Raw genomic sequence first — 22,439 nt, forward strand, 5'->3', positions numbered from 1 at the left:
GGCGGCAAGCCGAGAAAGTGATCTGGGCAGCCCCAACAGAGATCCGCCCGCCCAGCGGATTTTTCCTGCTACAAACACTTGTTCCCCAAAAAATCGGTCCTATTTCAGCTGCGCCTGCGTTGGCACTCGCGGGCCACGATTGCTAGCAATCGGGAAATCTTCAACTGAAGTAAATGCTTAGGAGATCTGCATGGAATTCCGTCCGCTTCACGACCGCGTCGTGGTCAAGCGCATTGACGCAGAAGAAAAGACCGCTGGCGGCATCATCATTCCGGACACTGCCAAGGAAAAGCCTTCGCAAGGTGAAGTCATCGCCGTCGGCCCCGGCGGCCGCGACGAGAGCGGCAAGCTGATCCCGATCGACGTCCTGGTCGGCGACCGCGTCCTGTTCGGCAAGTGGTCCGGCACCGAGGTCAAGATCGACAACGTCGACCTGCTGATCATGAAAGAGAGCGACATCCTGGGCGTTCTCACGGACGCGTCCGCCAAGAAGAAGGCCGCCTAAACCATCTCGCACCGCTCATCCTGAGGAGCCCTGCTGGGCGTCGTAAAGGGTGAGACCAAGTAAAACATTCAGGAAGACCCACATGTCAGCCAAAGAAGTCAAGTTCGGCGTAGACGCCCGCGACCGCATGTTGCGCGGCGTCGAAATTCTCAACAACGCGGTGAAGGTCACGCTCGGTCCGAAGGGCCGCAACGTCGTGCTCGACAAGTCGTTCGGCGCTCCCCGCATCACCAAGGACGGCGTCACCGTCGCCAAGGAGATCGAGCTCGAGGACAAGTTCGAGAACATGGGCGCGCAGATGGTGCGCGAAGTCGCCTCCAAGTCCGCCGATGCGGCCGGCGACGGCACCACCACCGCAACCGTGCTCGCGGCTGCGATCGTTCGTGAAGGCGCCAAGTCGGTTGCCGCCGGCATGAACCCGATGGACCTGAAGCGTGGTATCGACCTCGCGGTCGAAGCCGTCGTTGCGGACCTCGTCAAGAACTCCAAGAAGGTCACCTCGAACGACGAGATCGCCCAGGTCGGCACCATCTCGGCCAACGGTGACGCGGAGATCGGCAAGTTCCTCGCCGACGCCATGAAGAAGGTCGGCAACGAGGGTGTCATCACCGTCGAGGAAGCCAAGTCGCTCGAGACTGAGCTCGACGTCGTCGAGGGCATGCAGTTCGACCGCGGCTACATCTCGCCCTACTTCGTCACCAACGCCGAGAAGATGCGCGTCGAGATGGACGACGCCTACATCCTCATCAACGAGAAGAAGCTCTCCTCGTTGAACGAGCTGCTGCCGCTGCTCGAGGCCGTGGTGCAGACCGGCAAGCCGCTGATCATCGTCGCCGAGGACGTCGAAGGCGAGGCGCTTGCCACCCTGGTCGTGAACCGTCTGCGCGGTGGTCTGAAGGTTGCGGCCGTCAAGGCTCCGGGCTTCGGCGATCGCCGCAAGGCCATGCTGCAGGACATCGCGATCCTGACCGGTGGCCAGGCCATCTCGGAAGATCTCGGCATCAAGCTCGAGAACGTCACGCTTAACATGCTCGGTCGCGCCAAGAAGGTGATGATCGACAAGGAGAACACCACGATCGTCAACGGCGCCGGCAAGAAGGCCGACATCGAGGCGCGCGTGGCTCAGATCAAGGCGCAGATCGAGGAAACCACCTCGGACTACGACCGTGAGAAGCTCCAGGAGCGTCTTGCCAAGCTCGCAGGCGGCGTCGCGGTGATCCGCGTCGGCGGCGCGACCGAGGTCGAGGTGAAGGAGCGCAAGGATCGCGTTGATGACGCGATGCATGCGACCCGCGCGGCGGTCGAGGAAGGCATCGTCCCGGGCGGCGGCGTCGCCCTGCTCCGTGCCTCCGAGCAGCTCAAGGGTCTGCGCACCAAGAACGACGACCAGAAGACCGGCGTCGAGATCGTGCGCAAGGCGCTCTCCGCGCCCGCCCGCCAGATCGCGATCAACGCTGGTGAAGACGGCTCGGTGATCGTCGGCAAGGTCCTGGAGAAGGAGCAATACGCCTACGGCTTCGACTCGCAGACGGGCGAGTATGGCAACCTGGTCAGCAAGGGCATCATCGACCCGACCAAGGTGGTCCGCACCGCGATTCAGAACGCTGCATCCGTGGCGGCCCTGCTGATCACTACCGAGGCCATGGTCGCCGAGCTGCCGAAGAAGAACACCGGCGCGCCCGCGATGCCTCCGGGCGGCGGCATGGGCGGCATGGGCGGCATGGACTTCTGATCCAACTCTCTTAAAAATGCGATCCCCGGCAGAAAAATGCCGGGGGTCATTTTTGGCTCGCGGCTTTTTCAGTTCGTTGTTCTGATCTCGCGCTATGCGCTCCGCTATTTGCACTGGCGACCTTAACGAACTCACTCGTCAACCGCACTCAATCCACAAGCCGCCTGGATGCATAGGTGTATTCGAGAGCCAGCCGGCGCGCGTATCCCGTGAGATTGGCGGCCGCGCTATGCCCGCCGTCGATATTTTCATACCAGTAATGGGGCCGGCCGAGCGCAGCAAGCCTGGCGGCTGCCTTGCGGCCGTGGGCCGGATGCACGCGGTCGTCCTTGTTGGAAGTGAGAATGAACGGGACCGGGTAGCTCTTGCCCAGGACAAGCTTCTGACAGGGTGAGTAGGTCTCGATCCAGCCGCGCGGCTCGGGATGGCGGGATCGCCGTATTCGCCGATGTAGGAGGAGCCTGCGCCAACTTGGTGAACCGAAACATGTCGAACAGCGCCACCTGCACGATCGCTGCGTTGAAGCGGTCCCGGCGCTGAGTAATCGCGGTGCCCACCAGCAGATCTCCCTGGCTGCCGCCGACCACGCCCATCGGCGCGGAGAGGTGACTTTCCGACGGATTAGGTCCTCCGCAAAGGCGATGAATCATCCATGCCCGCTGCTTCGTTGCCGCTTGGGCCGCCTCGTGCCATCGCGGCCCAAACTGGCCGCCGCCCGGCAGGTTCGCGACGACATATGCACTGCCCTGCTCGGGCCAGAGCCGGCCCGTCGCTCCGGCAAAGGATGGCAGGAGGAGGCGAGGACTCCGCCATAACCATTGAGAAGAGTTCGGATCTCCGCTCCGAACCTCGCGTTCTTCGGACGTACCAGAAAGTAGGTGCGGGTCCTGGCCGCGCTAGCTGTCAAGCCTGGTACGCGCCCAGATGCCGCGCATGTGATTCTTGTCCTGATATTGCTGCGATCCCCCCGTTCCAACGAAACATACGAAATCCGGTCTTTGGCCTGAAGCATGCTGAGCGCCTCCTCAAAGAAGCGGCGATTGCAGGGATCTGATTGGAGCACGCCGAGCGTCTTGTCATTCTCGGCGCGGGCCCAAGCCAGTGCGCGCGGCTCTTCGATTTCCTGGAGCCAAAGGAAGAGCCGCAGGGGCCGACTTCTGGAGAACCGCCGTGGAGGACAGACACGTCAGCGAGAGCAACACGGCGGCAAGGAGCGAGTGTTTCATGGGAGTGATCCTGGACTGGGTGGGCCGCCCGGCTCGCGCGACCGAGCTGGGCCGAAAGCAGACAGAAGAGGTACATTCGGTCTCGACAGCGGACATGCGTGGACCGTGCCCACCGTTCCAAACGAAGCAAGCAGGGCGCCGCCTGAAAATTGGAGCTCCTCCAGTCGCCCGGTCGCGCCCGTTGGCTCAAACCTGACAATGTGGTGTTAGCTTCAAGTATTGTGATGCGCTTTACGCTTCTCACCGATGGAACAGAGGTGCCCTGCGCTGGCGTTTCACAGATCGGTCCGTAATCGCCCTAGAAGCATTATGGCGCGCCTGGCTTGCAACGGCACGTGCTCAAGGAAGGCTCTCGCGCGGAGAATTTGCCGCGGCTTGGTGCAGCGAGCGCGAGCACATGTCAGCACGGCGCGTCATCATGCGGAGGGTCAGTGACGAGCCCGCCGAAACGGCAGGTCGTTCTCGCAATTCGCAGGCATTGCACGAAGTGACTCGCACTCCGCGGGATCGACCATAATTATTTGCAAGCGCAACGCACCCTTAGGCGCACATACCCAATCACCTGCGCAGGTTCCTCGGGTGAGAACAAGAACTGGCTTCACGGAATCAAGCACAGGCTCTCGGCTTTCGTCAAAACCGTCATGGCAACGTCTCTTGATTGTTCATTAAGAGCCGCCACCAATGGTAGTTCGCTACTCACCGACCTGCGAAATCGAGGCGGCGACCCAGGGAGAGGTTGGTCTTACCGGCTGGCAACGACGGCCGTGATTTCCCGAGTCTCTGGTGGTCCGATGCTGACAGGGTGCCAAGGTCAACAAGCGTGCATAATCAAAGGTCTCGAGCATGGCGCGATTCGCCTTTCGACACGCGCTTGATCTTGGCACCGCTGCGTTGGCGCACGAAACGACTTCGTTTGCGCCGGCTACCGCCGAAGGCAGGTGTTCGGCACCTGAATTAATTCGGCGGACCGCCAACCGTGCACAGTCTTACATACGAGTTTGTGACGTTAGATTCCCTTCGAAGCACTTGAGAACGGTTTGGGCACATGCTTGCATGCCATCGAGCAACTTGACTTCTTCGCGCCTGCTCCGTGGAGGAAGAAGAGAATATGCTGTGCAATGGCAGACGCCCGCCACTCCTAGTGTCCTTACTGTTGCCCGTTAGCGTCAGCACGATGGTCAAGGCCGAAGAGCCCTCACCGAAGTACGCTGAGGTGCTCAGTGCCTTGCAGACCGGCAATACTCCGAACGTCATACTGGACCTAAACCGCTGCACCGCGGGACGGCGCGCAGTTCGTCTAGAAATTGGAATGAGGCTTGAGCCGTTCTTAGCTGCGTCGCAATGTGATAGGCATCCCATTGGGCACGCGCCGATGACAACTTCGGTCGGGCTACATTACCTGAGGAGCACTAGCGACCAGGATGCCCAGTTCGTTCGTGCTCACCGTGCGTGCGCACATGGGGATCCCGGCGCTAAGGCCGTTCGCGCGGCTCCGCGTTCACTCCACTCCTCCCAATCTAGTGAAGCGCATGCCGCCCGAAGAACGGCTGTTTGGGAGGCGGTGACGTTGTCTCGAAATCCTGATCAGGCCGCCGTAATGACACTTTAGAACTCCTTCTCGGAGCCATTTTGGATAACGCCCATCGCGCTGTCATCAAGCGAAGCGAGAGGCGCTAAGGCGAACACATCTGTGCAACTGAGTTGGTGCACCTCCATAGGCAAGGCGCTGGGTAGCGCTGGTTCCGCAGCGAGGCCAAGCCCGAAGCCACGGGACGGCGTAGAGCAGCACTCGAAGAGGGGAACATGTGTGAAGACTGCCTACCGATCCTGCCTTATCCGATGACGCCGTCTCGCCGTTCGCTAATGCTGTTCACGGCTTCGGCGGCGGGCATCCTGCTGGGCGGTAGGATTGCCGGCGCCATGGAGGCAACAGCGCCGCCAAAACCGGACAACCTTCTCACGCCGGACGCTTCGCTGAAGCGACTAATGGAAAGCAATGCGCGCTACGTGCATGGCCTATCACGACTCGACGATTTCAGACAGGAGCGCGAAGCTTTAATCAGCGGGCAAAATCCATATGCAGCGGTCCTAACCTGCGCCGATTCACGTATTGCACCCGAACATGTTTTCAATAGCGGACTTGGCGATCTGTTCGTCTGCCGTGTCGCTGGTAATTTCGCCAACGATGAAATGCTAGCCAGCATTGAATATGCGGTGACCGTGCTAAAAACCCCGGTGGTCATGGTACTTGGCCACGATCGCTGCGGCGCCGTCGGTGCTACGATCGAGTCTTTAAGAGAGGGCAAGTCGTTGCCTGGGCACATTCCATCTCTCGCCGCCGCACTTGCGCCCGCGGTAAAAGCGTCTTCCCAGGAAAGCGGGGATGCACTCGCAAATGCGATCCGGCAAAATGTAATCGACAATGTCAATAAGCTCAAATCGGCGGCTCCGATTCTAAATATAGCAATTGTGCAGAATAGGCTGAAAGTCGTCGGGGGTCTTTATCGGCTCGACACCGGCCGAGTCGAATTGGTGAGCTGACCGTCATCAGCGCCCTATTCTGAGCAGTGCCGTTTGAAGCGACAACGTTGAAAGGTTGTTGTCTCTGCCGCCGAGTCGACCAGATCCTGGTGATCGGAGGGACGGATCTTACGCAGCGGGCCGGCGCAGCGCCTTCACGTGGCAAGCCCCCACCGGTGGGACAGAACGGATAGTACGTTACGCACGGACCTGGCTACTTCCGGGAAGCCAAAAGCTTGGAGATCTTTCTGCGATCATTTCGTTGAAAGGACTTGAATCGCACCTAACGTCACATTGTACGATCTTGAAATGAAATCGCGACCTCTAACAAACAAATGTAACCTACTCCTAGCGTGTGGGGTGATGGCATAACGATCTTATCCTATTTCGAATTTGCGGCGAACGCTCGCCGCAAATGAGCCGGCGGCAACTCTCCCTTGCCGACGGTCGGTGCGATGTGTAGCAGCGTCGCTCCTCCCAGACTGACTTCGCCCGGCTTCCAAAATGAGGCCGGGCCTTTTTTTGCATGCAAGCCATCATACGATCGCGGTCAACGATTCCACGATGGGCTGGTTGCAGAAGAAGTCGTCCCGCCATGCTCGGCTATGGAAACCACCCACCGTCTTCCCATCCAATCACCGGCTCTGATCTCGAGCAAAGAACGCTTGCTCCTTTGCAGGTGAACGCCATGGATAGCTTGATTCTTACGCAGCGTCAGGTTGTAGGATCGCAGGGCGGACTGACGTTCAAGCTGACCGCGCATGCCTTCGACGACGCATACGCGGTCCTAGCCGGACCGGCTGCCGAGCTGCATGCCCCACGAATGCCCCCTTCAAATGACGCCTCGCTGTTGAACGCAAAAAACGAAAGCGGGTGAGAATGATGTCATGGGGCGCGCAAGTATCGATAACGAGTGACTTAGGATCAGTGCAAACATCCACCAAGCCCACAAACGCTGCCGGTAACGAGCCCGATGATGCCGGCCGAGACGCGCAAGTTGCGCAACGCGCTCGAAGGTCAGTTACCTCAAAGAGGAGGAGCACCATTGTTGATCGAGACGGCGCGACATAATGCCATATCAAGAGCAACATGCAGTGTATTTGGTCAGGATCTCGAGCTATGCGCCGGCGCCAGCTGGGAGCATCAACGACGAGTAGTCGTGTGTGGCATGGACATCATCCTGCAACCGTCGAGTGCGGCTCGATCTCACAAAACCGCAACGTTTGTCCGATCATATATCAGCAAAGAACAGCGTGGGTAGCGACAACATGGAGATGGGATCATCTAGCGGATTAAGGTCGCGCTCGCACGCGCGACTCGCCAGTTGGCACGCTAAACACGTGTAGAGCAATGAACGCGCTCAAATCGATCATTAGCAAAGTTGCTACAGGTGCCACGCTGACCCGCGAGGAGACCGCAGCAGCCTTTGAAATCATGATGTCGGGCCAGGCGACATCCTCCCAGATCGGGGGATTACTAATGGGCATGCGGGTACGTGGCGAAACCGTAGAAGAAATCACCGGCGCAGCCTCGGCCATGAGGAGCAAAATGCTCCGGGTCAGCGCGCCCCCCGATCCTGTAGACATCGTTGGTACGGGCGGTGACGCTTTGGGCTCAGTCAACGTGTCGACATGCGCCTCATTCATCGTCGCCGGCGCCGGCGTTCCTGTGGCCAAGCATGGCAACCGCGCCGTGTCCTCACTATCGGGCGCTGCTGACGTCTTGGCCCGGCTCGGCGTGAAGGTCGACCTCCCGCCTGTAAGCGTTGCTCGTTGTGTGCACGAAGCTGGCATCGGCTTCATGCTTGCGCCCATCCGTCATCGGGCTATGCACCACGTCGCCCGGATCCGAGCGGCACTTGGGACCCGCACGATCTTCAATCTAGTCGGCCCGCTCGCAAATCCAGCCGGAGTCAAGCGGCAGATCGTCGGAGTGTTTTCGCGTCGATGGGTGCAGCCCTTGGCGCAGGTGTTAAGGAACCTTGGTGCTGAGTCGGTGTGGGTGGTGCATGGCTCAGATGGACTCGATGAGATCACCCTCACCGGACCGTCATTTGTTGCCGCGCTAGAGAGAGATGCGATCCGTACCTTCGAAGTCACCCCGGAAGACGCGGGCCTAGCCCGCTGCCACAACGAGGCGCTGAGGGGCGGCAACGCCGATGCCAATGCAATCGCGCTGCAAAGCGTGCTCGACGGCATGCCAAGTCCGTACCGCGATGTTGCTCTTCTCAACGCCGCCGCAGCAATGATCGTGGCCGGCCACGCAACCAGCTTGAGGGACGGCGTCGCCCTTGCGCAAGAATCCCTTAACAGCGGAGCGGCAGCTGCGCGATTGAAACACCTGATCGCGATCTCCAACGCTTGACACGGCCGACGCGGGACATTTTGAACACCAACATCGAAGCCTACGAGCGCGAAGAGGTTGCAGGCGCAAAGCGCGATGTGCCTCTGCCACACGTCGAGAGGCTTACCGCGGTTGCGGGGTCACAGACGCAGCAGCCCCGCTTTTCCAACCGACGGAGCGGGATCCGCGAAAGGCCTCAGATCGCCAAGACCAGTGCGAAGCAGCCTGCCGAGACAATCAGCAAAGGCCGCGGCCGAAGCTTAGGTTCTCAATTTTGTGTGCACGCAAGACGTCAATGGATAAGCAATGACGTCCCCGCGAACGGTAGAAGCGCTCGCATTTATGGCAAAGATAGAACACATTATTCCGAAATTTCGGGCGGTCATCGATACAGGCAGCTCCATCCTCCAAATCTGCGGGGTACGCTGCACACAACACTCGATAAGCATCTTCTCGCTGCAAAAAAAGCAGGTTGTCGACGATTCCGGAATCCACTAGGTGCTCTCATGCCGCTAGTGTTAACCTCGGACATTGCTGTTGAGGAGCATGCGCCGAGCCAGATGGAATTGCGGGAACGCGGCCTCATCTTAATCGGACCGCATCGACGCAGGCCCAGAGTGGGAGATGGTCGTTACCGCTCTCACAGCGCGGAAAGCCATTATGCTGCATCCAAGATCAGGGCGTTAACGGTCATGGCGAGGGTCACCAGCATGCCAACGATCCCATTGGTAAAATGAAACCGGCTTTGACTCGGTCCAGAACAACTACAGTCTCGAGGCGCTTTATATCTGGATTCTCATTTATCAAGCGTCGGGTGAAATGCTCGTACTCTTCCATATTATTTGCAGTCACCAACAAGATGAAATCAGCTTGGCCCGTGATGTAAAATCCGCTCATCACCTCCGTCATAGTGCGGATCCCCCGCTTAAAACGATCAATGATGTCGGCGCGATCGCGCTCAAAGAAAATGAGGACCAGCATAGTCACGTTTCGGCCGATCGCCCTTGGCGAAATGATTGAGACGTCTGATTCTATCACGCCCTCTTTTCGTAGGCGCTTTAGTCGGCGCTGAACTCCAGATGCAGATAGGGCAACTCTTGCGCCGAGTTCTTCACTGCTTAGGCGATTGTTGCGTTGAACGAGATCAAGAATACGAGCATCGATTTTGTCGATTTCCATGGCTGCATTGCGGACTCTCGAGCGCGATCGCCTCCTCCAAGCATACGAAGTAGTCCCATTGAGCGTCCCGGTCATCTCTAAAATCCTCCCTAGCACCTCTACGAATGTACGTCTTCAGACGACAATGCGCGCACTGACGAGTTGAAGGCTCAAACCTTATTGGGGACAGCCAACCACCGGTTCTGGTCTTGTGCGCGCCCGGTCGGCTTGCGTCGCCTCCCCTAATTCCAATAAGCCGCTAAAGCTCTTTACCTCACGCGCTGTTTGTGGCGGTGAATTTGTCGGTACCGCACCTCTCTTGACGCCTGGCAGCTGATTGAACCTAGTTCTTTCGGGAGCGGACATGTGGGCGGGTTAGCGTCACCAATGGAGCCATCGGATTGACCTCGCGGGCGAGCTAGTGGGAGTGAATTTCCTTCAGCTATGTCACGTCGCGCCCGTGGCGGCGCGCAGGCCACACTGGCAGTTCTCGAAATCAATTAACGACAGGCAGGGCGGCTTCCCGCCTGCGTCCCCTAGTGTGATGATCGATCACTGGACGCAATAGATCAGGAAGCAGCGCGCCCGGCATCGTCGCGCTCGCACCAGCATCGAGATCTGGCATCATTGTAATGGCTTCCTCTCCGTCGAAGGGGCCGAGGATTGCCTCTCCTCCGGCGTCAGTCAACGTCCGCGGCTTCGCCGCGGCAAACGGCACCTCGACATTGAAATAGCTAAAGCGCGGCATCTCCCGGGCAAGGCGCACCAGAAACGACATTGTTAACGTCACGTCACTGAGCAGCGCATTCAGGACCAGGATCGAAATCTTGGCCGCATCTGCGATACGGCCGAGACGATCGAGCATCGAGGGCGCGTCCGCGTTGAGGCTCACGCCGTGGTAGGGCGGCATCAGCATCCACGCGCGGCCGCATAGCGGGCGCGCTCGATTGCAAATTGCGTCCTGAACTGTTTGCATGTGATCATGACCGCCTTGCGACTACCCACATGAGCCAGGCACAAATCAACCAACAATCGCACTCCTGCTCGGTTAACAGGAACTGCTCGGAACGATGAGCCAGAATGCAGATCCATCGACGCGCTCGTCGATCATGCATCGCGGCGCTCCCCCTCAATGGCAAGAACTCTGGTTTCCGTGAAAGCCGATGCGACTGGGACAGGCGTATTTCCTTGCATTTGGCATGAGCAGGCTTCCAACAAGCAGATGTTCTTGACGGGCAGATGTCTCTGGGCTCGCTCAGATCATCAAGAACATTGGATGCCTCGAACTGACAATAGGAGCCGAGAATGGTCCTCCCAGTGTTCGCCGTCTGCAACCCAAAGGCCGAAGGGATCATCGGACGTCCAGCCATCTGCTGCGAAGACTTCGTAGTTATTCTTCCAGAGGGTCCACCAAGAACTAAAGGCTGCGTCGGTGTAGCTCATGCCATAACCCGCTTCACTTTTCTCTTCCGATGAAGGGCGTGAGCAATCCCACGAGATCATTCCGGCTCTGCGGCAGCCTTTGCCGATGAGATCGGAGCGATAGAACTTTGTCCTAGCGGTCATCCGTGGATACCCGGCGTTTTTCGCTCAGCATGGAGATGACTGGAACTGTCCTGCTTCGACCTTATGAGGCGCGGCCCTGACCCGATGGTGATTATTCCACATGAGGTCGCATTGGTCGCTGGCCCCGAAATCAGGATCTGGGTAATATTGGGAAAATATCTCTGTAAGAGACAACCCCGTCTAATTCAGCTGCCAACTCAGACTTGTCGTTTCTCGCGTATCGCGACGTGAACGGAATGATTCACCTAACATATGCTGGGCGGTGTCTTCCGCTTATACAGCTTTCGAGAAGCAGACGGCGCTAAAGGCTCCGCAGGAAGGAAAACGCTAGCGAGCTTTTGTCTCAATCCCATAGGCTCCTCCCGCGGCCAAAGCCTGCTTGTGAGTGAAGCTTTTTCTTGTGCAACTGAGAGAAGGACACGACGCCCTGTTATAGAGATCTTCAAATTGCCGGTCGTCTCAAGAATTCGAGTGCGCTGGCGCCCCCCCCGGTGTCAGTCCCGTATACATCCTTGTCCACTGGACTCCGGCTGGACACTTTCAGAATGAAGCTGAGGCATCGCCGATGGTCAGGCGCATCAGGGACAAGCGCTCAAAAGCCGCAGTGCGTGGCTGGACAAGCCGGTGCGCGAAACGCCCCTCTTGGTTTCAATCGGACGAGGCCTGTCGATCGGTTATCGGAGGAACGAGACCGCCGGCACGTGGGTGTTTCGCAAAGCCGACGCCATCGCGACTGTACGCCCCCGACACTCGGACCCAACTGTCGACTACAGCGTGGAGTGCAACCGATCTAAGCGCGTGTCCATTACGGGACCCCGATGCAAAACCCACTGTCGACCTCCAAGGTCGCACCGTTCCGTTGTATCTGAATCATGACCGATCCGGGGAGAACAACCCGCAGTAACCGATGCTAAGCCGAACACCGTCGTGCCAGCAACGATTGGTATTATCGAAATAGTCATTGCCGAAAGAATCACACGAATTGTAACCGGCAGGCCCTCGCCGATGTCTTCGATCTGCGACAGACTGCACGCCCTGGCGCCACCCGCTTGATCGCATCGGCTGGACAGCCTGCGAACACCCCAATATCGTGGCTAGCCACGATATCGATGATCTCTTCGCTCATGCCGGCGTCACAGTTTCTGCTTGAAGGTATCAACTGCGGCCCGGGTCACCCGAAAAACGCCACGACCACGGGACAGTGGGCGATAGGCAGAGCCGGCTCGGGTCTTGAGAACATCAAACCATTGGTCGGGCGTGAGCGTCGCCGGGCGCTCGCTGATCTGGATCACCCTGCCATTCGGGGCGAAGCGGACGTGAATGATGATCTGCGGATTCATATCGTTCCCGTTTTTTTTCCAGGTTTAGAGACCGGTGGGCTGCTCGATTGTGGCGTGTTCAGTTTCGGCCCGCTTTGGGGTGGACCTCGCGCAGCGACTTAAACTTCGCACCTGCATTGGTGCCGGGTGGCCCGTTCGGGTTGGCGGCGATAATCGCCCGTGTGTTAGGCCTCATGCGTTCTTCGGCATTGTCTTGAGGCACGTTTCGGACCAACATTCGGTGTCGGCAAACTTCCCCGTGTGTCCGCCAGATCGACGGCATGCACGGTCTGAGAAACGAATAGGAAGAGGCGATTACCTCTTCCTCTCGCTCGATACCGAGCGCCTTCAGGCCAGGCAGGAGCCCAATCGTGCGTTTGGAACCGCAACGCTATGCTTGCGGCCAACATAGATCGCGAAAGCTCGTTTGAGCATCTCAGTCGTCGACCGACTGGAAATTCGCTGCGAACACAATAGCGCTTCGACGGCCGCGGGTCGGCAACAATGATATCAGGATGCGAGAGCGGAATTGCATTCACCGCCTCCGCGTCATCGGGGCGATTCTCTGCGGGTCCAGTGCCGATCACCGCCCAACATGCCTTCTAGCCAGCACCAATCCAGTCGCTCGCGCCTGGTCGGCCGTAATCTGCATGCAGTGGTCTGATCCATCGATTAGATGCAGGTCAAACTGCGGAAGACGCCGGAATGGCTGCTGCGCCACATCCGACGCATCACATCGAACCAAGGTGAGCTGCGGAAAGCAGCGCCTTAGGTCAGCAACGGCGCTAGTGTCTGTGTTAGCTGTCTCAAGCAGGCGTTCGATTTCGATCAATTGTTCTGTGGCGAGCGCCATTGTGACTCCTTATGATTGTTGCCAATGAGCATCACTGCCAGAACAGCCGCTCGGGATCCGTGTTCAATTCGTCGATCGCCGACGCAAGCCGGTGGAAAATGCTGTAGAATTTCCAGCTTCCTCGCGCATGATTCTTGAAGAACAGTTTCCAGATCCCGCTCACGGCATCGTAATGAAACAGCGCGACATCGATCTGACCGCCATCGTTGTCAATATTGCGCGAGCAGCAGGGACTCTCAATGAGATAGCCAGCCTTTACCGGCGTCACACTCGGCGAGTGCTTGCGGGAGATCAAAGCACGTTCGATCCGCTTGCGATCTAGCTCGTTCGGATGCGGGATCAGCCCGACCGGTACCTCTCTCGACACTCTCATTGCGAGAACATCCCCTCAAAGGAGTGTGACCTCTTCTTCAAGACAACCAACGACCAGCCGCTCACCAAAATCTACAAGATAAATCGGCACGCTTGCTTCGGTATGCATCGCGACCCGGACGATCTCGCCGATGGCACCGGCGCCGACCAGGATCCCATCAGGCGGCGCGGTGGCAACTGACTCGTCATTGATGAGATTGGCTGCCGTTTTCACGCGCTGGCCCGATCGATATTTTGGAATGCGCGGCTCTGTCATGACACAGCCACTTCCGGCAATGGCAGATCATCTACCCCCTCGTCGACCGGTCCGACCTCTTTGCGCCTCACGCCGACGCGGTAGCCACTTTCAAGAAGTTCGACACCGCAGATATAGAATTTCTGCAGGAACGTACCGATGGAAACGACGTAACCCAGGTCGCCCTTCTTGGCCAGAATGTCGCCGATCTCCTTGCCGCAAAGGGTGCCGTCATTGCGGATGGTACTGCTGGCCCTCACCTTTTCGCCAAAGCTGAACGCGGGCCGCCCGCTTAGCTGGACCACATCACTGTCGGAAACGATCATGTTCATGCACCGCCCCCTGGCGAACCTGCAGGGCGCACGGAGACGCGAGCAGAGGTGCTCTTCCGCAGCATATTGTCCTTGTCTGCGATGGGACATGCCGACTCGTCATCCGCGATGCGACTCGCCACTTCGTAGCGGGCACGCCGTTCAGCTTCGCGGTTCAGAGCGGATGCCAAATGAGGTGAAGGTCGCTGCGCGTACTCGAGGTGCACGGAGGTATCGGGATCGTTCACCGTGGCAAGCAGCCCCATACGTCGGGCCACCATGCGGCGAAACTGAATGGCCTCATCATTCATCAGCCAGCCAAGCCGACGCGGCCCGATGCGCTGCGTCCCGACCCGACAGACGCGATAAAATGCAGAGCTTTGCCACCTCCGGCGTCTTAGCCCAGCGAGTCTGTAGACGTCTAAGCGGTAGAGCTCGATCGGAACAGAGGCCAACGTCTCTGCTTCGAGCAGATGTTTTCGGCCACTCCCTCCAGATGATAGAAGAGCCCGGTCTGCCGTTGCTGATCCTCGGCCTCGGGTAGCAGACCATCGTCGAGCCGCGTCTGTGCGACCAATGCTCCCTTGCTGCCTGATAGTGGAATGACTGGGTCCAGGTTCATGGGCAGCTTTGCTCCTCTGACAGGTGGCCCCTTCGACATTGCAACGCGATGCACCTGGCTCGGCGAAGAATAGGCCCGTCTGCACAGCGGCGTGGCTCAAATCGATGACAGCGCTGCTTAGTGGGCACTCGACATCGATGCGCAACTTTGGACTGTTGCGCTTCGTTAGTTTCTTGCGGGGTCCGGGGCGCCGCGTACGCACCGATGTCGGCGATCGATCCCGAGTAATCCGTGGGCATGACAGGAAATTGCAAGTCGACGCCTGCGGCGCCGTCAATGCACACGGCGATACTCGCGACTTTGGAGTGACGGAGCTCGGCATGAAGTTCACGAGCACCCCCCTTTGAGGCAGGCGCGTGGTAAACGCGACACTGATGTATCCATGACGTTGGTGTTTTCAACTGGACAGACAGCGACACACTGCGGCTCGTCAAAGTAGACGATGCGTTCGGTGCATTTCTGGGATTCAATTGCGAAGCTTCCAGCCTTCTCCGACGTTGCAACATTCGGGTATAAGGGTTCACAATCCGAGGAACGCGTCCACTGCGAGGCGACGATCTTGAAGGGCATAGATACGACCTCTTACGCGACCGAGATCAGCGGTTCTTGCGGGATCGCGGCGTCGCCGCGCTTGGCCTTTGAGCCCGAATGCTGTGCCGTACTCGGGCACGGAGATCTATGGCATGATAAGTCGTTTTCGGATTGGCCAAGGCATCGCCGGGGCCGACGATAACGAGCACAGTCAGCTGCGGAATTCTGGTGGCTACCGCGAGCAGCTTTCCCGCCGCCTGCTCAGGAGTGAGCTTGTCACGACCAACACCGGGACGCGATTCTTTGGCGCAGTCGTACTTACGATTGCAGTAGTTGCATTGAAAATTGCACGCCGGCGCGACCGCGACATGGATGCGAGCGTCATGATGATGAGCTTCTTCGCTATAGCAGGGATGCGTCCTCACTTTGTCCCAGATTTCGGCCGGCAGATCGCCTGGGACAGCCTGTGACCCATAGCTCCCTTTGCCATTCTTCGAAGAGCTCCGGGAACCCTTATAATCGGCGCATCCCGCCGCTATCCTCAGCATCTTTGACATGTTTTTCCGCGTCCGGCAACAGCATCCATATTCAATTCTCTACCAAGTGTGCCCATGGCGATCAGCCTGAGCGGCCACAGAACGAGAGTTAGCAACTCGCGTGCCATCTCGGATGGCGATGGCATTCCCGCCGTATGAACGAGTTAGCTAGACTTGGTCCGCACAGTTGTGCACGCGTCAGCGACAGTTCACACGTCGGAAATGCGACAGGCGTCGCAATTGTGACGGAGATGGCCGTTGGGTTCTCATTGAGCTCGCGTGAGATCTCCCAACACGCACCGGTCGCTTGCGATGCGACCTCTTCCTACTAGCGGACCGCGGCGAGAAGACCACTTTGCGCCGCTACTTGGCGCTCAACATCTCTATCGCGTGCGGGCCATATCGCGACCAGTGTCAGGTGTTGCTCGACCAGAAAGCAGAGTTCGTTGCGTGAGAGTGCTTGCGGATCGACGATCGCGTGATGGACGTCAGCCGAGCGTTTGGTGATCTGCCGGGCATAAATAGCAAAAGCAGATCAGTGAAGAGACAGCCGAAGAAGAGGGAGGAACCTGCATCCGTTCCGCCTTTCCTTGATGAGGTCGGGAACTGGTGTCTGGATGCCGATTTCAGTCAGAACCTCAACATAATCCAGCGTCAGTAATTAGTGAACCGTCCCGGGTTTGCCGGAGGCCACTTGGTTTAAGTTATGCCGCCATGGCGGGGTGTTCCATCATGGCGTAGTAGCGTTGCTCGGCTTCGGCCGGCGGGATGTTGCCGATGGGCTCGAGGAGCCTTCGGTTGTTGAACCAGTCCACCCATTCCAGCGTCGCGAACTCGACGGCCTCGAAGCTGCGCCATGGTCCGCGCCGATGGATCACCTCCGCCTTGTAAAGTCCATTGATCGTTTCGGCGAGAGCATTGTCATAGGAGTCTCCGACGCTGCCGACGGAGGGCTCCACGCCGGCTTCGGCCAGGCGCTCGGTGTACTTAATGGATACGTATTGGCTGCCCCTATCGCTATGATGCACGAGCCCGCCACGATGGACCGGCCGTCGATCATGCAATGCCTGCTCCAGCGCATCGAGCACGAAGCCTGCATGCGCCGTGCGCGAGGCTCGCCAGCCCACGATCCTGCGGGCATAGGCGTCGATGACGAAGGCGACGTAGACGAAGCCGGTCCAGGTCGCGACATAGGTGAAGTCGGAGAGCCAGAGGACGTTCGGCCTCGGCGCCTTGAACTGGCGGTTGACGTGATCCAGCGGGCATGGCGCGGCCTTGTCGCTGATCGTGGTCTTGACGGGCTTGCCGCGGATGACCCCTTGTAGGCCCATGTCCCGCATCAGTCGCGTCACTGTACAACGGGCAACATCGAACCCTTCACGCTTGAGCTGCCGCCAGACCTTGCGCACGCCGTACACGCCGAAGTTCTGATAGAAGACGCGCCGGACCTCGATCTTCAGCGCAGCATCCTGCCGGGCGCGCGCCGACAGCCTGGCGGGATCTCGCCGCTTGGCCACATGGGAGTGATAGGTCGAGGGGGCGATCGGCAGCACCTTGCAGATCGGCTCGACCCCATGCGCCCCACGATGATCCTCGATAAAGGCGATCATGGCTTGGACCGGCGGTCGAGCTCCGCCATCGCAAAATAGGCGCTTGCCTTGCGCAGAATCTCATTGGCCTGCCGAAGCTCGCGGTTCTCTCGTTCGAGCGCCTTCAAGCTCTTGACCGGCAGCACGCTGCCGTGCGTGTTGCGCAGCACAGTAGGCCAATGGGGCCGCCGAGGCATGATCAACCTCTTGGCCTGCCGGATCGTAAATTGGATACCAGCAATCGACGTGGATGCCGGAGCGCGCGATACCTTCACCTCACGCCATCCGTCGCGTGTACCGGAGAGCCGTCCGCATCGCGCCGTCGTACCAAGAGTCGACTATCACAGGCCGTGGTAAGGATGCTAGATGATGATGCAGTGGTGTCGGCTCCACCCGCGCACGAACGCCTGGACCGTCAATGCCGTCACGGTGGAGCGATGTGTGTCGCTCTCGACATCCGAGACGTTGCCTTTGGCCTCGCGCGATAGTGCAACTTTGCTGGAGAAGGCAGAAGGCCTCCTGTGTCATTGGCATATCTGGTCCGATCAACTCGGCGAGGTCAGGTCCGAGATACGGAACAATGCTGAGCTCTCATCCTCACCCCAAGATCAGTAGGAATCGCCTTCGCGTCGACTGCGTTGACAAATTTCAATTCGCGGGAGCGCGTTCATCGGTCCCACTGTCTTCCCGCGCGTTTTGGCATTCATTGTGATCGGGAGCGGCGTGTCGCTCGCCATCTCAGGTAGATCGAGCATCCAGCTAATGGCCATTCTGATTCCAATCGCCCCGGAGCGTTTCATACTCGGATCCCGCGATCGGCTCTTCGAGATCTTTCTTGCGAAAGGCCCGCATCAAGAGAGCGGCGACTCAAGAGTTTCATGAGGCCAATTTTCTCGACCGCGATGCATACTTGTGTGGTTTAGCATGCTCCCGCGAGTTGGCGCGCAGGTGAGCCACAATGTTTGCCAATACGGAGACGACCTGGTCGACCTCTGGAGGGTTGTCTCACGCGGCAGGGACAAGCGCAGCGCGCCGTGCAGGACATGCGATGGCGCGATTGAGCAGGATCCGCAGGCTGATCCGAGCGAAGCGGCAATGCCCGCACGATTTAGATGGTGGAAATTGCGTTTCTTTCGCCAAGCGATCTCGGAAGATCTCGGCGTTAAACTGAAGAACGTCACGCTCAACATGCTCGGTCGCACCAAGAAGGGTGATGATCGGCAAGGAGAACACCACCATCGTCAATGGCGCCGGCAAGAAGGCTGACATTGGGACGCGTGGCCCAGATCAGGCTCAGACCGAGGAGACCACCTCGGACGAACAGCACGCAAAAGCGCAGTGGTCGTTGCGTCCAACACTTGGCGACTCCGCAAGGAGCAAAGAAGTAGCACGAGGAAGCACGCTGACACTTTAAAATGGACTACTAGCTGATTCCAAGACTATGAACTTCACCACAGTTGCCGTTGTTCTTTGATGCCCGAGACGTCGCGGCCGTGTCCTCCTCACAACGATAGTTGTGATGCTCTCGCTCCGCCACGCTGGTGCCGAGGAACCACCTCCGTGATGGAATCCAGCCCCGGAGGCGCTCTTTTTACGATTTTCATCGCGATGAGTTTGTCCTCGCCGCGCAACATCAATTCATGGTCGTGGCAACGCATCTTCAGCATCAATATTGGGCGCTGAGGCTGATTGAGCTCGCTCACCCGATGCTCAACTGCGCGGACGGCTATTCGTAACTTGCCTTGAACTCCTCAATCTCGCTGAAGCCAAGGCTTCGTCGGGCCGAGACCACGTTCTGGAAGCCCGCTGCGTAGAGATTGATGACAGACCGCAGGGAGGGTTGCAATTTGCCCAGATTCCAAGAAGGTCTGTGACAACGGTATAACATGATCTTTGAATTCGTTGCTGGCATTCGACTCACGTTGCGCCACGCTCCCGTAGAGCATGGCGACAGCGCAGATTGCGCCTGTGACAATGGCGCTTGAAATCCCCGGCGGTGCCAGCTGTTCGCGTAGCCCAACGCGCAATCCGCGACGCGGTGATGATCTCCACGAATTCCGATCGCAACTTTGCGCATTTTGCCCCTCAAATGACTTGTCCGGAGGCGCCCGATGCTGGTTCGCACTGTCGCGACGCGCAGCTATCCTGCTGGATCGCCGCGCTCAACATTTCTCTGCCGCTCGTCACGAGCGCTGACTAATTTAGATTGATTTCCGTAAATCCTGAAACCATCAACGGGACCGGACGCGTACACGAGCGAGTGTTCGATGCTCTCAATGAACAGTACGCAAGTTCGAATGTTCTCGCGAGAAGCGCTTGCAAGATAGCAAGTGCTGCGAAGTTGGCGAAATCTGCGCACAAAAACTGCAAGATATCGCTACGAACGCCTCCAATCCTCTCAGGTAAATGAGTATCCGATATCCGCTTGCACGATCTAACGATCGCTTCGTGCAAGATTGGAGTTCGCGGTGAGTTCATTTACTTGCCGAGCTCCTATTCAGTGCCCTTCGGGGCGTTTCCTCCCTGACTCGGCCGCGCGGTATCTCGCGCGGCCTTTTTTCGCGGTCGACGAAGACCTGATTGCTCGGATTTGAAGACCTGCAGGAGCAAGGCGACCCCGACCACCGCCGCACAATCCACGCAAGGCTCGTCCTTCTTCGCTAGCGTCTGAAGGACCTGTCACTTCGGCGGGAGACCTGCTACATTGATGGCGCCTGAGTTGGCTCACCTGGCCCTGCGGTAAAAACAATCTGGCGATCGGCATTTGGCTCGCCAAACTGCCGCAGCTCTCAGCCGACGGCTCGAGAGCCGTGGAGGCTGCTGAACGAGCGCTCCCTGCATGGCCTAAGCTCACAGCCAAGCAACGTTCCAACACCCTGCGCGTGGTACGAATTGATGGTCGCAAATCGCGAGAATCTCGCGCTAATCCTGACCTCCAAGCAGGGCAAACCGCTCTCTGAGGCGCTAGGCGAACTCGATACCGGGGCGCCTATGCCGAGTTGTACGCCGCAGAGGCGCGCCGCATCTATGGCGAAACGATTCTATCGCCGCGCCCGGATGCAAGGCTGCTTGCGATCACGCCACCGATTGGCGTCTGCGGCGCCACAGGCCCTGGAACTTCCCCAACTCGATGATCACCCGCGAGGTAGGGCGGCGCTCGCCGCAGGTGCACCGTGGTGCTGAAGCCAGGCAGTCAGACGCAGCTCTCGGCGGTTGCGCTCGCAGCCCTCGCTGAGAAGGCAGGCGTGCCCAAGAGTGTCTTCAACGTCATCGCCGGAGATTCGGGACGATCGGCGAGGTTTTGTGCGTGCACGCGGCCGCGCGCTTTGTCGGCCTCACCGGCTCGACGGAGGTCGGCAAGATCCTCTACGGTCGGGCCTGCATCGGCCTGAAGAAGCTCGGCCTCGAGCTGGCGCCTTTCGTGGAGTTCGAGGCCCCCATATCGATGCCGCCATCGAGGGCGCCATCGTCTCCAAATACCGCAACATGGACCAGACCTGCGTCTGCGCCAATCGCCTCTACGCACAGGCAAGCATCTATGAGGAATTCGTGCAGAAGCTCTCGACCAAGGTCGCGGCATAGAGATCGGCGAAGATGCGGTTCGTGCCTGCACACTGTCCATGAGCGGCGCGATCGCGGCGATGGTGCTCAGTCATAATTCGGGCTTGACAGCCGCAGCTCTGTTTTTCCGGGCGTATGGACGTGACGCTGTTCAACATTGACGTGCAGCTTTCGGCCCCGCGCTGGGTTGCGGGCCGATCCGTTGCAGCTTGGCAGGCTGCGTTCTCTGGAGGCCTCGCACTTGGCAGTTGGGGCTGGGGTCGCCTCACCGATGCCATCGGTGTGGACATCACGCTGCTCGGTAAGCGCGAAGCCGATACCCTTGCTTCAGAATTCGAATGAACGTGCGAAAGAAGCCTCCGGCTTGGACGGAGGTTTCGGATGGGATTGGACAGCAAAAAGGACGTCCATTTGGACGGCTCAACGAGGGGATCGGTGAGCCGGCTGGAGGTTCTTGAAGGACCATCGGGGCGCCGCGTACGTTCGGAAGCTGAGAGAGCTCGGATCGTCGCCGAGAGTCTGTTACCCGGTGCCCAGGTGTCCGAGGTGGCGCGCAAGCACGGAGCGACGCGCTGGCAAATCTACGATTGGCGGCGGCGGTTTCGACAGCGAGGCATGTTGCCGCCGCGCGAGGTATCGCAGCCGACATTCGCGCCGCTAGTCGTGGAAGGTGCGTTGGAGGAGCGTCAGGTTCCGGCGATCAAGCTTGAGATCGCGATCGGCGATGTCGTGCTGCGGACGGACACAGCCATAGATGGCGAGCAGCTGTCCCGTGTGATCCGCGCGATGCGAGCGTCACGATGATCGCGGCCGGTGCCGATCTGAAGATTTACATCGCGACGCGGCCGATCGACTTCCGCTGTGGCCACGATGGGCTTGCGGCGAAGGTGCAGGAGATGCTTCGTCTCGACCCGTTCAGCGGCGCAGCCTTCGTGTTCCGATCGAAACGAGCGGACCGGATCAAGATTTTGGTCTGGGATCGAACGGGTCTGGTGTTGGTGCACAAGCGTCTTGAAGGTTGCAAGTTCGTTTGGCCAACGATCGCAGACGGCGTGATACGGATATCGCCGGCGATGTTCGCAGCCCTGTTCGAGGGGCTGGATTGGAGGTTGGTCCGCCCGGAAGAAGCGCGGCGTCCCCAGGCGGCTGGATAACTGCGGCAGAATGACTCGGAAGCTATTTTGAATGTGGCACGCGCGGCGGCGATGTGCTCGAAATAGCGCATGAGCATCGCGGCGCTGCGCGACGAAAATGAACAATTGAAAGCGCTTTTGGCGCAAACGCAGGCGGCCTTGAGCGAACATCAGGCGGCGCTGGCGACGTCGGAAGAGGCGCGGCGTCGGTTGGAGGTCATTCTCGGCGAATTGCGACGCGAGAAGTTCGGCGCGACGTCCGAGAAGCTGCGGCCAGATCAGTATCACTTGCCGCTGGAAGACGTGGAGATCGCGCAAGGCATCCTG

General features: G+C 58.9%; 17 protein-coding genes, 7 pseudogenes and 1 other annotated feature. Of the genes and pseudogenes, 10 read left to right on the forward strand and 14 right to left on the reverse strand.

Translation table 11 applies throughout. From position 1 onward, the window contains the following. Positions 1-190: 190 nt before the first annotated feature. Both IVA75_RS04910 and groL read left to right on the forward strand, forming a co-directional pair. Complete coding sequence (locus IVA75_RS04910) at positions 191-505, forward strand: co-chaperone GroES (RefSeq protein ID WP_247282145.1); 315 nt, start codon at positions 191-193, stop codon at positions 503-505. Between the two features lie 82 nt (positions 506-587). After that, positions 588-2,237, forward strand: a complete 1,650-nt coding sequence (gene groL, locus IVA75_RS04915; RefSeq protein ID WP_247282146.1) for a chaperonin GroEL — start codon at positions 588-590, stop codon at positions 2,235-2,237. A gap of 148 nt (positions 2,238-2,385) precedes the next feature. Here groL and IVA75_RS40290 read toward each other — a convergent pair whose 3' ends face one another. Together IVA75_RS40290 and IVA75_RS40295 are read right to left on the reverse strand one after the other, a co-directional pair. Further along, complete coding sequence (locus IVA75_RS40290; protein ID WP_346658402.1) at positions 2,386-2,802, reverse strand: prolyl oligopeptidase family serine peptidase; 417 nt, start codon at positions 2,800-2,802, stop codon at positions 2,386-2,388. Next, positions 2,762-2,887: pseudogene (locus IVA75_RS40295) on the reverse strand (hypothetical protein); the annotation flags it as partial. The pseudogene IVA75_RS40295 and the gene IVA75_RS40290, both read right to left, overlap by 41 nt. Positions 2,888-5,266: 2,379 nt before the next feature. On the opposite strand from IVA75_RS40295, the gene IVA75_RS04925 reads away from it, so the two are divergent. The 3 genes from IVA75_RS04925 to trpD all read left to right on the forward strand — a co-directional run bounded on the left by IVA75_RS04925 (position 5,267) and on the right by trpD (position 8,347). Beyond that, on the forward strand, positions 5,267-6,004 hold the full coding sequence (locus IVA75_RS04925) for a carbonic anhydrase (protein ID WP_247282147.1): 738 nt from the start codon (positions 5,267-5,269) through the stop codon (positions 6,002-6,004). A gap of 574 nt (positions 6,005-6,578) precedes the next feature. Beyond that, entirely contained in the window at positions 6,579-6,860 is a 282-nt protein-coding gene (locus IVA75_RS04930; RefSeq protein ID WP_247282148.1) for a hypothetical protein, read from the forward strand. Between the two features lie 473 nt (positions 6,861-7,333). Further along, positions 7,334-8,347: an anthranilate phosphoribosyltransferase gene (gene trpD, locus IVA75_RS04935; protein WP_247282149.1), complete on the forward strand. Its 1,014-nt coding sequence runs from the start codon at positions 7,334-7,336 to the stop codon at positions 8,345-8,347. Between the two features lie 681 nt (positions 8,348-9,028). Here trpD and IVA75_RS04940 read toward each other — a convergent pair. From IVA75_RS04940 to IVA75_RS04995, 12 genes and pseudogenes are all read right to left on the reverse strand, one after another. Then, positions 9,029-9,505: an Lrp/AsnC family transcriptional regulator gene (locus IVA75_RS04940; protein ID WP_247282150.1), complete on the reverse strand. Its 477-nt coding sequence runs from the start codon at positions 9,503-9,505 to the stop codon at positions 9,029-9,031. A 475-nt stretch (positions 9,506-9,980) separates the two neighbouring features. Beyond that, positions 9,981-10,400: a hypothetical protein gene (locus tag IVA75_RS04945; RefSeq protein WP_247282151.1), complete on the reverse strand. Its 420-nt coding sequence runs from the start codon at positions 10,398-10,400 to the stop codon at positions 9,981-9,983. Positions 10,401-12,183: 1,783 nt separating this feature from the next. Then, positions 12,184-12,390, reverse strand: coding sequence for a hypothetical protein (locus tag IVA75_RS04950; protein ID WP_247282152.1), 207 nt, complete (start codon positions 12,388-12,390; stop codon positions 12,184-12,186). A 562-nt stretch (positions 12,391-12,952) separates the two neighbouring features. After that, complete coding sequence (locus tag IVA75_RS04955; protein WP_247282153.1) at positions 12,953-13,222, reverse strand: hypothetical protein; 270 nt, start codon at positions 13,220-13,222, stop codon at positions 12,953-12,955. Between the two features lie 31 nt (positions 13,223-13,253). Further along, on the reverse strand, positions 13,254-13,595 hold the full coding sequence (locus IVA75_RS04960; RefSeq protein WP_247282154.1) for a DUF3024 domain-containing protein: 342 nt from the start codon (positions 13,593-13,595) through the stop codon (positions 13,254-13,256). A gap of 15 nt (positions 13,596-13,610) precedes the next feature. Beyond that, complete coding sequence (locus IVA75_RS04965) at positions 13,611-13,850, reverse strand: nitrogen fixation protein NifZ (RefSeq protein WP_247282155.1); 240 nt, start codon at positions 13,848-13,850, stop codon at positions 13,611-13,613. Beyond that, a complete protein-coding gene (locus IVA75_RS04970; protein WP_247282156.1) occupies positions 13,847-14,161 on the reverse strand; it encodes a nitrogen fixation protein NifZ in 315 nt (104 codons plus the stop codon). Before IVA75_RS04970 ends, IVA75_RS04965 begins: the two co-directional genes overlap by 4 nt. A gap of 928 nt (positions 14,162-15,089) precedes the next feature. Then, positions 15,090-15,332 (reverse strand): ferredoxin, encoded by a 243-nt coding sequence (locus IVA75_RS04975; RefSeq protein ID WP_247282157.1) that lies wholly within the window; start codon positions 15,330-15,332, stop codon positions 15,090-15,092. Between the two features lie 92 nt (positions 15,333-15,424). Further along, positions 15,425-15,817 (reverse strand): annotated as a pseudogene (locus tag IVA75_RS04980) (nitrogenase cofactor biosynthesis protein NifB); the annotation flags it as partial. 716 nt (positions 15,818-16,533) lie between these two features. After that, positions 16,534-17,552: pseudogene (locus tag IVA75_RS04985) on the reverse strand (IS3 family transposase); the annotation flags it as partial. Beyond that, positions 17,365-17,481, reverse strand: a sequence feature (AL1L pseudoknot). Its footprint overlaps the pseudogene before it by 117 nt. Positions 17,553-18,104: 552 nt before the next feature. Beyond that, positions 18,105-18,298: pseudogene (gene nifT, locus IVA75_RS04990) on the reverse strand (putative nitrogen fixation protein NifT); the annotation flags it as partial. Beyond that, positions 18,295-18,536 (reverse strand): annotated as a pseudogene (locus IVA75_RS04995) (cysteine desulfurase NifS); the annotation flags it as partial. The pseudogenes nifT and IVA75_RS04995, both read right to left, overlap by 4 nt. A 19-nt stretch (positions 18,537-18,555) precedes the next feature. Here IVA75_RS04995 and groEL point away from each other — a divergent pair. The 5 genes and pseudogenes from groEL to IVA75_RS05030 form a co-directional block, all read left to right on the forward strand. Then, positions 18,556-18,736: pseudogene (groEL, locus tag IVA75_RS05000) on the forward strand (chaperonin GroEL); the annotation flags it as partial. 1,272 nt (positions 18,737-20,008) lie between these two features. Continuing rightward, positions 20,009-21,264, forward strand: a pseudogene (locus IVA75_RS40300) (aldehyde dehydrogenase family protein); the annotation flags it as partial. A 96-nt stretch (positions 21,265-21,360) separates the two neighbouring features. Continuing rightward, positions 21,361-21,783 (forward strand): transposase, encoded by a 423-nt coding sequence (locus tag IVA75_RS05020; RefSeq protein ID WP_247290870.1) that lies wholly within the window; start codon positions 21,361-21,363, stop codon positions 21,781-21,783. Continuing rightward, positions 21,780-22,133 carry an IS66 family insertion sequence element accessory protein TnpB gene (tnpB, locus tag IVA75_RS05025; RefSeq protein ID WP_007601228.1) on the forward strand — a complete coding sequence of 118 codons (354 nt, stop codon included), beginning with the start codon at positions 21,780-21,782 and terminating at the stop codon, positions 22,131-22,133. The genes IVA75_RS05020 and tnpB overlap by 4 nt, the downstream gene beginning before the upstream one ends. A gap of 69 nt (positions 22,134-22,202) precedes the next feature. Continuing rightward, the coding region (locus IVA75_RS05030) for a transposase (RefSeq protein ID WP_276578532.1) at positions 22,203-22,439 on the forward strand (237 nt) is incomplete at its 3' end.

This window comes from Bradyrhizobium sp. 134 (assembly GCF_023074155.1).
In the GTDB taxonomy this organism is placed as follows: Bacteria; Pseudomonadota; Alphaproteobacteria; order Rhizobiales; family Xanthobacteraceae; genus Bradyrhizobium.

Bases quoted from the DNA above. Each gene is read 5' to 3' on its own strand.
- trpD (WP_247282149.1), top strand. From the start codon at position 7,334: ATGAACGCGCTCAAATCGATCATTAGCAAAGTTGCTACAGGTGCCACG.
- tnpB (WP_007601228.1), top strand. From the start codon at position 21,780: ATGATCGCGGCCGGTGCCGATCTGAAGATTTACATCGCGACGCGGCCG.
- IVA75_RS04925 (WP_247282147.1), top strand. From the start codon at position 5,267: ATGTGTGAAGACTGCCTACCGATCCTGCCTTATCCGATGACGCCGTCT.
- IVA75_RS04970 (WP_247282156.1), bottom strand. From the start codon at position 14,161: ATGAACATGATCGTTTCCGACAGTGATGTGGTCCAGCTAAGCGGGCGG.
- IVA75_RS04975 (WP_247282157.1), bottom strand. From the start codon at position 15,332: ATGCCCTTCAAGATCGTCGCCTCGCAGTGGACGCGTTCCTCGGATTGT.
- IVA75_RS04930 (WP_247282148.1), top strand. From the start codon at position 6,579: ATGCTCGGCTATGGAAACCACCCACCGTCTTCCCATCCAATCACCGGC.
- IVA75_RS04950 (WP_247282152.1), bottom strand. From the start codon at position 12,390: ATGAATCCGCAGATCATCATTCACGTCCGCTTCGCCCCGAATGGCAGG.
- IVA75_RS04960 (WP_247282154.1), bottom strand. From the start codon at position 13,595: ATGAGAGTGTCGAGAGAGGTACCGGTCGGGCTGATCCCGCATCCGAAC.
- IVA75_RS04965 (WP_247282155.1), bottom strand. From the start codon at position 13,850: ATGACAGAGCCGCGCATTCCAAAATATCGATCGGGCCAGCGCGTGAAA.
- IVA75_RS04940 (WP_247282150.1), bottom strand. From the start codon at position 9,505: ATGGAAATCGACAAAATCGATGCTCGTATTCTTGATCTCGTTCAACGC.
- IVA75_RS05020 (WP_247290870.1), top strand. From the start codon at position 21,361: ATGGGATTGGACAGCAAAAAGGACGTCCATTTGGACGGCTCAACGAGG.
- groL (WP_247282146.1), top strand. From the start codon at position 588: ATGTCAGCCAAAGAAGTCAAGTTCGGCGTAGACGCCCGCGACCGCATG.
- IVA75_RS04945 (WP_247282151.1), bottom strand. From the start codon at position 10,400: ATGCTGATGCCGCCCTACCACGGCGTGAGCCTCAACGCGGACGCGCCC.
- IVA75_RS04955 (WP_247282153.1), bottom strand. From the start codon at position 13,222: ATGGCGCTCGCCACAGAACAATTGATCGAAATCGAACGCCTGCTTGAG.
- IVA75_RS04910 (WP_247282145.1), top strand. From the start codon at position 191: ATGGAATTCCGTCCGCTTCACGACCGCGTCGTGGTCAAGCGCATTGAC.